General features: G+C 61.5%; 7 protein-coding genes and 1 pseudogene. 4 read left to right on the top strand and 4 right to left on the bottom strand.

Translation table 11 applies throughout. The annotated features are described in order from the left end of the window. Window positions 1-6 precede the first annotated feature (6 nt). The 3 genes from ACR0EF_RS10050 to ACR0EF_RS10040 form a co-directional block, all read right to left on the bottom strand. The gene (locus tag ACR0EF_RS10050; protein WP_170370911.1) at window positions 7-4,098 is read right to left on the bottom strand and encodes a translocation/assembly module TamB domain-containing protein; all 4,092 of its coding nucleotides are present in this window, start codon (window positions 4,096-4,098) and stop codon (window positions 7-9) included. Further along, window positions 4,095-5,822 (bottom strand): autotransporter assembly complex protein TamA, encoded by a 1,728-nt coding sequence (locus ACR0EF_RS10045; protein ID WP_254437564.1) that lies wholly within the window; start codon window positions 5,820-5,822, stop codon window positions 4,095-4,097. Before ACR0EF_RS10045 ends, ACR0EF_RS10050 begins: the two co-directional genes overlap by 4 nt. A gap of 231 nt (window positions 5,823-6,053) precedes the next feature. Beyond that, window positions 6,054-7,277, bottom strand: a complete 1,224-nt coding sequence (locus ACR0EF_RS10040) for a urate hydroxylase PuuD (RefSeq protein WP_170366689.1) — start codon at window positions 7,275-7,277, stop codon at window positions 6,054-6,056. 95 nt (window positions 7,278-7,372) lie between these two features. Between ACR0EF_RS10040 and ACR0EF_RS10035 the strand changes: the two genes are divergently transcribed. Next, window positions 7,373-8,287, top strand: a complete 915-nt coding sequence (locus tag ACR0EF_RS10035) for a LysR family transcriptional regulator (protein ID WP_170337484.1) — start codon at window positions 7,373-7,375, stop codon at window positions 8,285-8,287. 4 nt (window positions 8,288-8,291) lie between these two features. Here ACR0EF_RS10035 and uraH read toward each other — a convergent pair whose 3' ends face one another. After that, window positions 8,292-8,648 (bottom strand): hydroxyisourate hydrolase, encoded by a 357-nt coding sequence (uraH, locus tag ACR0EF_RS10030; RefSeq protein ID WP_170363844.1) that lies wholly within the window; start codon window positions 8,646-8,648, stop codon window positions 8,292-8,294. Between the two features lie 202 nt (window positions 8,649-8,850). Here uraH and puuE point away from each other — a divergent pair, with 202 nt between their 5' ends. From puuE to ACR0EF_RS10015, 3 genes and pseudogenes are all read left to right on the top strand, one after another. Next, window positions 8,851-10,269, top strand: coding sequence for an allantoinase PuuE (gene puuE / locus ACR0EF_RS10025; RefSeq protein ID WP_170371992.1), 1,419 nt, complete (start codon window positions 8,851-8,853; stop codon window positions 10,267-10,269). Then, window positions 10,266-10,754 (top strand): ureidoglycolate lyase, encoded by a 489-nt coding sequence (locus ACR0EF_RS10020; RefSeq protein WP_170370908.1) that lies wholly within the window; start codon window positions 10,266-10,268, stop codon window positions 10,752-10,754. Before puuE ends, ACR0EF_RS10020 begins: the two co-directional genes overlap by 4 nt. A 66-nt stretch (window positions 10,755-10,820) precedes the next feature. Next, window positions 10,821-12,248 (top strand): annotated as a pseudogene (locus ACR0EF_RS10015) (uracil-xanthine permease family protein). Window positions 12,249-12,254: the final 6 nt, after the last annotated feature.

The following is a 12,254-nucleotide window of genomic DNA, read 5'->3' as shown; positions in this document are numbered from 1 at the left end:
CCAACCCTAGTAGTCACGCTCGAAGAAAATCCCGATGCCGGTATCGCCGCGCCCATCTACGGTGCCGCGCACCGTCACGCTGTCGCTGACGTCCAGGTTCAGGTTCACCTCGGTGTCGCCTTCGGTGTTCACGGTGAAATCGGTGTACAGGTTGTCGCTCAGATAAGCGCCGGCGCCCAGACGCCCGCCGCCGCCCTCGGTCGCGCCGACGTCGACGGTATCTACGCCCGTGGCGTCCCGAACGCCCTTGGTGGCATCGCCACCGGCACCGCTCAGTTGGGCCAGCGACGCGGCCATCTGGGCGATGACAAACGGGGACAGTTCGGAAAAGCGGTTGCCGAACAGCAGCATGGCCAACGCCTCTTCGGCGGGGCGTTCGGGGTCCGAGAAAACATCGACTGTCGGAGAATCGAGCGGGCCCGCGATTTCCAACGTTGCGGTTCCATCCGAAGTGCTGGCCGAGGATTCGAACTCGATATACGGCGTCAGGTCGCCCTGCAGGCTGACCACGCCCTTGGTCAGCGCCAGCCTCCGGCCAAGGATGTCCAGATTACCGCGGATCAGTTCGATCTGGCCCGATGGGATGACGGATTTGGTGGTGCCCTTGATGAAGATCGCACCGCCCAATTCAGCATTCACACCGCGGCCCCGTACGAAAACCGCCTTGGGGGCCAACAAGCTGATGTCGAGAGAGATGCGAGAGTCCGATTGTGACGTTTTCTCTTTTTCTACCAGCTGCGCCCGTTCCCGAGTGACGTAGCTGGCATTGCTTTCGTTCACGTGTTCGATCTTGGGGATCGGCGCGGCCCCCACCGCGCCAGATGCCGCGGCTAGGTTGATATTGGTCTCGCCAAATGTGATCTGCCCGGCCAGCGAACTGTTCCCCGCCAAAGCGCCCGTCATAGCGATCTGGCCGTTCAACGTGGTCTCGTACAAAAGATTGTCGGTCAGGACGAGATTGTTGATTGCAGTTGTGATCTGCGCGTTGAACGGCGGTGTAAGGTCGACCGGGCCACTGACCGTAAATCCGCCTCCGGCGCGCATGCCGCCGCGCATCGAAATCGTTGCGCGGCTGTTGGCAAGGTCTACAGTTCCGCCGATATCGGTGATGGTCTGCCCAACGCTGGGGATCGCCATCGACGTCCCTGAGGTGGTGATCCGACCACTCAGCGACTCCAGCGCCGGCTTGCCCTTCAACGCCAGGTCGAACCGGGCCGATCCGTCGATCTTGTTGGGCGTGATGAAGATGTTTGCAATGCCCAAATTGACGCCGCCCTGTGCGGAGATGTCGGCATTGCCCGAGGCTTCGTCGTAGGTTCCCTTGACTGCACTGCTGATCTCGGCCGGTCCGGCGGCATTGGCATCAATGGTCCACACGCCGTTCTGGCGCGTTGCATTGCCTTTCGCCGTCAAGCTGCCCGGAAACTCGGGCGCAAAACGTTCGACCCGATCAAACTTGGCGTCAAAGTCCAGGTCGGCCGAGCCATCCGTATTTACGCTGCCGACAAGATTGGCATAGGACGTCTCCGGGCCGGTCACTCTGACCGTGCCCTCGACACCGCTGGATGTGGGGGCCACATTCCCGTTCACCTTCAGCGGTCCCGTCAGGGTCTGTGAAACCCGGGCGAGGTCGTCCAACGCGGCGGAGAAGCTCAGCCCTCCGCTTTCGCGGCTCAAGATGCCGGATGCGTTAGCGGACAAGGCTGTCCCTGCAAGCCGGAAGTTGCGAATGTTCAACCCTTCGTCGCCGTTCGATGCGTCGACTGTCAGTGTCGTCTGTCCGGGGATCAGCGCATCCACGGCATCGATTCCGGTCAAGATGTCCTCTGCATTGATTTTGCCCTGCACGTCGAAGACTTTGCTGCCACGGGCCCCTCGACCGGTCACATCCGCCGTGACCGCGCCCGCCAACGTACGGCCTGCCAGTCCGGAAAAGACGGACAGGTCGGGGGCATTGACCTGCGCCTGACCGTCAAAGGCCAGGTTTCCGGTCGGATCGTCGATGGTTGCCGCGACTTGGGCACTCAGCGTGGCTGCGTCAACGGTCGCCTTGCGGATTTCGATCCGGTCGCCGGTGCGGGCCCCGTCGAAGTTCAGGACAACGCGGCCGGTCACAAGCGGATCCACCTGATCCAGCCCGGTTTGCAGGTCTGTAGTCGTCACCTGCGCAGTGCCATCAAACTCAAGGGTCTGCACGGTGCCTTTGCCATCCACCTGGGCCTGAACGGCCCCCGCAAGGTCGCGCTTGGCGAGGCCGGATAATACAGAGAGGTCCGAGGCATTCACCCGGGCCTGGCCGTCGATGGTCAGATTGCCGTTCGGAGTGGTGACCGCGCCATCCGCCTGTGCGTTCAGCGTTTCGCCGTCGATGGAGAAAGCGCGGATCAGGATGCCGTTTGCATCCCGCTTGGCGTCCAGCGTGATGTCCGTCTCGCCCGCGATGATGGGGTCGATATCGTCTCGACCAGTGGACAGGTTTTGTCCGGAAACGGCCAGCTTGCCGTCAAAACTGCCCTCCAACGGCGAGCCCGCCCCCTCGACCCGGACCGATGCCCGGCCGCCCAGATTCAATTTGGCGACCTCAGAGAAACGAGACAGATCGGACGCCTGCACTGTTGCCGATCCGTCAATCATCAGACCGCTTTCAAGCCCGCTGACGACCGCATCGGCGGTCGCTGAATAGTCGGTTCCCCCAAGTTCGAAACCTGAGAGTCGGAGCGATTTGTCCCGTCCGTATTCGAACTGGCCATCCAGAGTGACGCGATCGCCCACCGCTGTGTTCAGGGCAGGGTCAGCCAAGTCCAAACCATCCAGAGAGGCTTGAAGATCTCCGGTCAGGTCCAGACCACCAATCTGAGTCAGGGTGCCCTGTGCGGTCAACCGCGTGTGCGCAATCTGGACTTGAGGTGTGACAACGTTCTCGGTCGTCAGGCTCAGGTCCCAATGATTGCCGTTTTCGTGGTCGAACAGGGCAGAGAGCTGTGCGGCCTTGACGGATGTGTCTCCTCCACCGAATGGCAGGACCACGTCGTCCCCAGCAGGTGGCGAGATCCGTGCTTGGACGGCTGCCAGTTGCAGCGCCCCGCCTGTTCCAAGGCTGAACTGCGCTTCCAGTTTCAAAGCTTCGGACGTGATGTCCGCCTCGGTAATCTCCAGCGCACCTTGGGCTCCGGTACGGCCATCGACATACAGACGTGTATCCGTACCGAAGAAGGTATCCATGTTGGCGGCCAAAAATGGGGTCAGGTCGCCGCCCAGGTCGGCGGTAAAGGCAATGCCTTCGTCTGCCGCCCCTTCCGTCTTTTCTATCCCGCGTAGGCGCACCTGGCCCGAGACACGGTCAACATTGTCACTGCTCAGCCCGATATCCGCCGTGAAGTCGGTGATCGGACCGGACCCTTTGGCCGTCAGGCCGATGGGCGGGCTGTCCGGTATATTCAATGCGGTCGAAATCAGCCCACCTGACGCCTCGGAGACGGTCAAGTCCAGGTCGATTTGCCGGCTTTCGTTCTGGAAACCGGCCACAAGATTTATCTGATCGCCGGCCCGGTCCAACCGGTTGATGTCCAGCTTGGTGTCCAGCGCGCCATCGGCCAGATTCAGGTTTCCGTCCACTGAAAGGTCTGCTGCAACGCCGATCAGCGGTTCGCCCAGAGACAACTCGTCAATGCGCAGTTCACCGATCTCGATCGCCACGGGCAGTTCGGGCAGTTGAAAGGGTTTGGTCTCGGCGGTGGCGGCCGGTTCGTCCGTGGTGGTCTTGCCGGGCGCGCGTGCGATGTCGATTTCTTCGGCGGTCAGGGCGTTCACGGAAAACCGGCCGCGGATCAGGGCCAGCCGGTTCCAATCCAGCTCGGCGTTCTTGATGGTCAGCCAGACCCCTTCGTCGTCGGCCACCGTGATCTCCTGGATGCGTGCGCGAGAGCTCAGCGCGCCCTCCAGCCCGATGACCCGGATATTGCGGTTGTCCCCGGATAACGTGTTCTGCAGGAAATCGGTCAGCAGACCACCGCTCTCTTCCTCTTGCGCGGCCACGGGGCCGGACAGGGCAAAGGCGGTTGCCCCGACCGCCAGAGGATATGAAAGGTAACGCCTCAAAATGCTTGCCCAATCCCGATATAGAACTGCAGCCCGTTGCCCGTGTCACCTTGCACAGGCACCGCCAGGTCCAGCCTCAGCGGGCCGAAGCCGCCCAGATCGTACCGAACGCCAAGGCCCGCGCCCGCGTGGTACTCGGCGCCACTGCCGATGAACGAGGACGTGTCTACGATACCGTAGTCGTAAAACCCAACAAGAGACAGCTTTTCAGTGACCTTGCCGCGCACCTCGCCCGACAGGCCAAGAAAGGACTTACCGCCGGCAATGCCCGTGCCGACGGGGACACCAAGGCTTTCATAGGGCTGACCGCGAACGGTGCCCGCGCCGCCGGAGAAGAACAGGAAATCCGGTGTGACACCATCCGCCGGGGGGCCGAGAATCGATCCAAGTTGCACCCGACCGGCCAGCACGATCCGGCCGCCAGTGCCGAGGCTGGTATAGGCGCGACCGTCGAAAAACAGGCGCAGCCCGGTATCCGTGCCCGAGATGCCGACAAAGGGCATGAACTGGCTGTCCAGGTAATACCCGCGGGTGGCGCTGACCTTGCTGTCGCGTTTGTCCCACTCGGACCGGAACGGAATGATGAAATACCGGAACTTGCGGCCGTCACCATAGGCGTCGTCAGCGTTCGAGATAGAAAAGCCCACAGCTGCCTCGGCGTACAACTCGTCCGAGAACGTCCGCCGCGCACCATAGGTCAGCGAGGCAACCGACACGCTGTAATTGTCGGTATTTCGGCGCTCGAGCAGCGCGCTCCAGAAGGTGTTGTCGTCGGGGCCCAGTCGGTCGGGCTGATCCAGACGCAGACCCAACCGCCCGTCGATATCCTCAGACCCGCCGATGTTTCGGATGGCGGCCTCAAAGCGCAGCCGCTGGGCGCGCCGGAACACGTTGCGGTGGGTCCACGTCGCGGTCAGGTCCAAGCCATCGCGCGAGGCCAGTTCGACCCCGAACGTCAGGCGACGTTTGGGCAAGTCCTCGAAGGTGGCGTCGAAATCCAGCGTGCCGTCCGGGTTCGGCGTGTCCCGTTCCTGGATCGAGACGGTGCTGAACGTACCGGTCCGCCGCAGCCGTGTGCCGACCTTTTGCAGCTTTTCGGGCGAGTAGACCTCGCCCGACGGGAAACCGGCGATTTTCTCGATCGAACTGTGGCGGACATCGGTGCCGCCTTCGATATACATCTTGCCGAACTTCAGCCGCGGCCCCTGATCCAGGTCGATCCGGGCGTCCAGCTGGGCCTGTGCGTGCCGGGCGATGATCTGTTGATCGCGCAGTTTCGCTTTGGCGTGGCCCGCGTCCTTCCAGGCCTGAATCCCGGCCGAAGTCGCCTGTTGAATGGCGCCGGTCGTGGCCAGCTTGCCGGGGGCAAACTCTTCGGGCAATTCGGTATCGGGGGCCAAAGGCTGAACGACTGCCGTTCCGAAATTGTACGCTTTGCCGGGGCGAATGGTGATCGTTGCCCGATTGATCTGCGCAGGAACGCTCAGCGAGCTGAGATCTGCCGCTTCCTTCCCGTCCAGCTTGATGCTGACCGACGGGCCGAAATATCCGGCATCATAGAGAATTTGCACGATCGTTCGGTAATCCGACAACGCGGCTGACAGGACTTCAAGCGGAGTGTCCAGCCCCCGGTTGTCGGCAGTCATGACCGAGGACGTTTCCTCAATCTGCTTTTTCAAGTCGTCCGACAAACCTGGCGCTGCAAGCGATGTTTCCAGTGCCATCGCACAGGTCGGGGCGAGGGCAAAAAACACACCCGCACACCAGTTCTTCAGACCGCCCCTACGTCTGCTCGCCTGCATCAAATGGCTCCACCTGTCCCGGGCCGCATTGATTTGCGCTGCTTGTCGCGGCGCCGCGATCCCTTGGAAACAGTTAGACCATCTCAAACCGCTCAGGCAAAGAAATAAACGCGGATTTCCCAGTTCCCATGCGAAGTTGTGGAAAAGCTGCCGCTACAGGCCCGCGTTTCGGAACCAGCGGATAATGGCCTCGCGGTCTTCGGGTTCCATATAGGTGACGTTGGCCGGCGGCATCGCGTGGCTGACTCCAGCCTGCAGATAGATTTGCTCGGCATTGCGCGCGATGTCACCTTCGGTTTCTAGAAGAACACCCTTGGGGGCCCAGAGGATTCCGTCCCAGACGGGCTCGCGCGCGTGACACATGGAACAGCGCCCCAAGACTACGTCATGGGCTTCTTCAAAGCCGCTGGCCTGCACAAAGCGCTCCTCGAACTGGGTCAGAGGCTGCGCCTCGGCCTCTTCCAGCGGTTTGTACATCGGCGCAGTGGACAGCCACATGATGGCGATGAACAGCAGGGCCGTCACAAGCCAGGTCCAGGTCGGGTTGCCGGCCCGGGCGTGGCGGGTATTGAAGTAGTGCCGGATGGTGACACCCATCAGGAAGACCAGCGCCGCGATGATCCAGTTGTATTCGGTCGCAAAAGCCAAGGGATAGTGGTTCGACAGCATCAGGAAGACCACCGGCAAAGTCAGATAGTTGTTGTGGGTCGAGCGCAGCTTGGCGATCTTGCCGTATTTCGGGTCCGGGGTGCGGCCGTTTTTCAGGTCGTCCACAACGATCCGTTGGTTGGGCATGATGATGAAAAACACATTGGCCGTCATGATCGTGGCGGTGAAGGCACCCAGATGCAGCATCATCGCGCGGCCGGTGAATATCTGATTGTAGCCCCAGCCCATCGCCACCAGCAGAACGAACAGCAACAGCATCAGCAGGGTCGGACGCTCGCCCAGCCCCGATTTGCACAGGAAATCATAGATCAGCCAGCCCACGGTCAGCGACGCCGCCGAGATCAGGATGCCCTGCCACAGCGCCAGATCGGCCTTCTGTGCGTCGATCAGATACAGCTCGCCGCCCACCCAATAGACGATCATCAACAGAGCCGCACCGCTGAGCCAGGTTGCATAGCTTTCCCATTTGAACCAGGTCAGGTGGTCCGGCATCCGCTCGGGCGCCACAAGGTATTTCTGAATATGGTAGAAGCCGCCGCCATGCACCTGCCATTCCTCGCCATCCGCAGGACCGGGAATGTCGCGGTTCAGGCCGAGGTCCAGCGCGATGAAATAGAACGACGATCCGATCCAGGCGATTGCCGTGATGACATGCAGCCACCGCACCGCAAATGCCATCCAGTCCCAGAACACGGCGAATTCATACATGCAAAGCTCTCCGATTGCTTGCCGACACACTAGGCAAACGGGGTTTTCTTCGGTATTCCCGTATATTGTCAAACTGTATCAAAAAAAACGATAAGATGTCCTATCTCGACAATATCCGTACCTTTGTCCGGGTCTATGATCTTGGCAGCATGTCCGCGGCCGGACGCGATCTGCGAATCTCGCCAGCGGTGACTTCGGCGCGGATTTCCCAGCTCGAAGATCATTTGGGTGTGCGATTGTTCCAGCGTACGACCCGAAACCTCAGCCCGACCGAGCAGGGCCGGGCGTTCTACCCCGGTGCGGTTGCGGTTCTGGATGCCGTGAACGAGGCCGAGGCGCAGGTCGTGCACCTGACCGAAGCGCCCCGGGGATCGCTTTTCGTAGCGGCTCCACTGGGGGTCGGGCGACGGCTGTTGGCGCCTCAAGTCCCTGAATTTCTTGCCGACTACCCCGAGATTGACGTGCGGCTGCGTCTGACGGACAGGTCTGTTGATCTCACGACCGAAGGGCTGGATCTGGCGTTCTTCATCGGTCAACCCGAAGACAGCACTTTGCGGATCCGCAAAATCGCGGATTGCCAGCGTGTCTTGTGTGCTGCGCCAGACTATGTCGCGCGCCGGGGCATGCCCCGGACCGGGGCGGAGCTGATATCGGACCGGCACGAATGTCTGAACCTGCGATTCCCCGGGGCGACCGAGTTCCAATGGTTGCTGCAGACAGCCGAAGGACCCAAACGGTTTGCAGTGTCCGGGCGGTTCGAGTGCGACGATGGCGATGTTCTGACTGATTGGGCGCTGGCTGGGCAGGGGATCGCGATGAAACCCGTTTTTGAAGTGGCCGAGCATCTCAAGGCCGGGCGATTGGTGCCCGTTGCCGTCGACACGCCACCGGTTTCGGTCCAGATGGCGTGTCTCTACACGCATCGGCGTCATCAGGACCCCAAGGCGCGCCTGTTCATGGATTTCATGATCTCGCGGATCGGCGACGTGGTGCGGACGTCGCAGGTCTGAGGGGTCAGCTGCCCCGGTAGGTCGAATACCCGAATGGCGATAGCAAAAGCGGCACATGGTAATGCGCCTCGGAGTCGGACATGCCGAACCGGATCGGTATTTGATCAAGGAAAAGAGGGTCTTCAACGGCTTGCCCGGAGGCCCGCAAGTAGTCCCCCGCAAAGAAGATCAACTCGTAGATACCGGTCTTGAAAGTTTTTTCCGGCAGGATCGGACTGTCGGTGCGCCCGTCCGCATTGGTTTCCATCTCAACCAATTTCCGGTGCGAATTGCCGGACACCCGGTACAACGCGATTTTCAGCCCCTCGGCCGGACATCCCCGCGCCGTGTCCAGAACATGGGTCGTCAGATAGCCTGCCACGAGTTGCTCCTGCTGTTGTCTGCACGTTTCGTCTTCGGATGCCATTTTAAGCAATCCGGTTTGCATTGCCCACCTTGCGGCAAAGGCCATGGCGCAGGGAACGCCGAAACAACCGGAAACAGCGTTCGGATTGATTTGATAATCCATCACGGTTTTATGGGATAAACCGAATGGAAGCTTGAAATTGAAGACGGAAAGCAGAATGCAGCCCCCCCGATACCCCCGCGACATGATTGGATACGGAGCCAACCCGCCAGATGCCCAGTGGCCGGGCGGAGCCAAGCTGGCAGTGCAGATCGTGCTGAACTATGAAGAGGGCGGCGAAAACTGCGTATTGCATGGCGACGCTGCGTCCGAGGCATTTCTGTCCGAAATCGTGGGTGCCGCGCCTTGGCCCGGCCAGCGTCATTGGAACATGGAATCCATATATGAATACGGCGCCCGCGCCGGGTTCTGGCGGCTGCATCGCCTGATGGCCGACCTGCCGGTGACCGTCTATGGCGTGGCCACCGCGCTGGCGCGCTCGCCCGATCAGGTGGCGGCGATGAAATCCGCCGGGTGGGAGATCGCCAGCCACGGCCTGAAATGGGTCGAACACAAGGACATGCCCGAAGACGAAGAGCGCGCCCAGATCGCCGAGGCGATCCGCCTGCACACTGAGGTGGTCGGAGACCGTCCACGCGGCTGGTACACGGGGCGGTGCTCGGACAACACCGTGCGGCTGGTGGCCGAGGAAGGCGGGTTTGCCTATGTGGCCGACACCTACGCCGACGATCTGCCCTATTGGATGCACACCGGCGGGCGCGACCAGCTGATCGTGCCCTATACGTTGGACTGCAATGACATGCGCTTTGCCACGCCGCAGGGGTTCAACTCGGGCGATCAGTTCTTCGCCTATCTCCGCGACAGTTTCGATGCGCTCTATGCCGAGGGGAAGGCGGGCGCGCCCAAGATGTTGTCGATCGGCCTGCATTGCCGCCTGATCGGCCGGCCGGGCCGAGTGATGGCGCTGAAGCGGTTCCTGGACTATGCGCGCGGCTACTCCGATGTATGGTTCGCGACCCGGTTGCAGATTGCCGAACACTGGGCCGCGCATCATCCGCCGCAGGACCGCCCGCGCCCCTCGCAGATGGACCGCGACGCCTTCGTGGCGGCCTATGGCGGTATTTTCGAACATTCACCCTGGATCGCCGAGCGCGCCTGGGCGCTGGAACTGGGCCCCGCTCACGATACGGCGGGCGGGCTGCACAACGCGCTGGCGCGGGTGTTCCGTTCGGCCTCGTCCGAGGAACGCCTGGGCGTTCTGACTGCACACCCGGATCTGGCGGGCAAGCTGGCGCAGGCCAAACGCCTGACGGCCGAAAGCACCTCGGAACAGGCCTCGGCCGGGTTGGACGCCCTGACCGACGCCGAGCGCGACGCCTTCACCGATTTGAACACGCGTTACACCGAAAAATTCGGCTTTCCCTTCATCATCGCGGTGCGCGACCACGACAAGGCCTCGATCCTGCATGCGTTCCAGCGGCGCATCGAGAATGACCGCGAGACCGAGCTCGCCGAAGCCTGCTGTCAGGTCGAGCGCATCGCCGAGTTCCGGCTGCGCGACGTGCTGCCCTCATGACTCGGAACATTCCTATCGCGCCGCTGACGGCCCAAGCCTTTGCGCCGTTCGGCGACGTGCTCGAGGTTTCGGGCGCACCGGACAAGATCATCAACCAGGGTCAGTGCGGGCGGTATCACGACCGGGCGGTTCTGGACTTTGCGGATGGGCGCGCGGGGATCAGCCTGTTCGATGCCAATCCGCGGGCATTGCCCTATCAACTGGACATGGTCGAACGTCACCCCCAAGGCAGCCAGGCTTTCGTTCCCATGACCAACCAGCCGTTCCTGGTGATCGTCGCGCCGGATGAGGATGGCGTTCCCGGCCGGCCGCTGGCCTTCGTGACGCAGCCGGGGCAGGCTGTGAACTACCATAGGGGCACGTGGCACGGTGTGCTGACGCCACTGCACGCGCCAGGCCTTTTCGCGGTAGTCGACCGTATCGGTTCAGGCGCAAACCTCGAGGAGCACTGGTTCGATACCCCTTACGAGGTGGTTGAACGCTAAGCCAATTTTGAAGCCGCCGGAGAAGCGGCAAGACCCCCATGAGAAAACAGGGAGACAGTTGAGATCATGGCCGAAACTTCGATAGGAACACCCGATCAGCTTCGGGATCCGAATTACACGCCTGCGCTGCACAAGGCGATACCACTTGGGATTCAGCACGTTCTGGCAATGTTTGTGTCAAACGTGACCCCCGCCATCATCGTGGCCGGTGCGGCCGGGTTTGGCTTCGGGTCGAACTCGCCCGATTTTCCCGAGCTGCTGTATCTGATCCAGATGTCGATGCTGTTTGCAGGGTTGGCGACCTTGTTGCAGACCATCACGCTGGGCCCGGTTGGTGCGGCATTGCCCATCGTTCAGGGAACAAGCTTTGCGTTCCTGCCCATCATGATCCCATTGGTGGCTGGCAAGGGCGTTGAGGCCCTTGCCGCGTTGTTCGGAGGCGTTCTGATCGGCGGTATCTTTCACGCCTGCCTTGGGATGTTCATTGGCAAGATCCGCTTCGCTCTGCCGCCATTGGTCACCGGCCTTGTTGTGACGATGATCGGATTGGCACTGGTCAAGGTCGGCATCCAATATGCGGCGGGTGGTGTCCCTGCGATCGGTACGCCGGAATACGGATCGCTGCTCAACTGATCTGCGGCACTGGTCGTCGTGATCGTCACGCTGGGCCTCAAGTTCTTTGCCCGCGGAATGCTGTCGGTGTCTGCGGTTCTGGTCGGATTGGCTGTCGGCTATGTCTACGCCCTGATGGTCGGAATGGTGACGTTTGAAGCCATTGGAACAAGCTGGTCGCGGGCCGCTGGTTTCGCGCTGCCGGTGCCCTTCAAATATGGGTTCGAATTCTCGCTGGCGGCGGTGATCGGGTTCTGCCTCATGGCTTTCGTGTCAGCGGTCGAAACCGTCGGTGACGTTTCGGGCATTACCAAAGGTGGCGCGGGTCGCGAGGCCACGGACAAAGAGATCGCGGGAGCGACCTACGCAGATGGTGTTGGCACGGCTGTCGCCGGTATCTTTGGCGGTTTGCCGAATACCTCGTTCAGTCAGAATGTCGGCCTGATCGCGATGACCGGAGTTATGAGCCGCCATGTCGTCACGATTGGTGCCCTCTTCCTGATCCTGTGCGGACTTGTTCCCAAGGTCGGCGCCATCATACGCACTGTTCCGATCGAAGTTCTGGGGGGCGGTGTGATCGTCATGTTCGGCATGGTGGTGGCTGCCGGCATTTCGATGTTGTCCGACGTGGACTGGAACCGCCGCAACATGGTGATCTTCGCCATCTCGCTGTCGATCGGGCTCGGCTTGCAGCTGGAGCCCGGCGCGGTTCAGCACTTGCCGGACACAATCCGCATCCTGATGACAAGCGGACTGCTGCCCGCAGCGCTGATCGCCATCGTGCTGAACCTCATTCTGCCGCATGAACTGGCCGAGGAATCGACCGACGAGGTCTCGGGCGGAATGGCCGGTCACGGCGCTGGCAGTTTGCCGCACGACTGAAACCTG

Source organism: Ruegeria sp. CG8, assembly GCF_056537165.1.
The sequence above is the reverse complement of the archived record's forward strand: the minus strand, read 5'-3'. Positions and strand labels throughout refer to the sequence as shown.

Excerpts from the sequence above, each read along its gene's own strand:
- ACR0EF_RS10045 (WP_254437564.1), bottom strand. The coding sequence starts at position 5,822 with ATGGCACTGGAAACATCGCTTGCAGCGCCAGGTTTGTCGGACGACTTG.
- ACR0EF_RS10040 (WP_170366689.1), bottom strand. The coding sequence starts at position 7,277 with ATGTATGAATTCGCCGTGTTCTGGGACTGGATGGCATTTGCGGTGCGG.
- ACR0EF_RS10035 (WP_170337484.1), top strand. The coding sequence starts at position 7,373 with ATGTCCTATCTCGACAATATCCGTACCTTTGTCCGGGTCTATGATCTT.
- puuE (WP_170371992.1), top strand. The coding sequence starts at position 8,851 with ATGCAGCCCCCCCGATACCCCCGCGACATGATTGGATACGGAGCCAAC.
- ACR0EF_RS10020 (WP_170370908.1), top strand. The coding sequence starts at position 10,266 with ATGACTCGGAACATTCCTATCGCGCCGCTGACGGCCCAAGCCTTTGCG.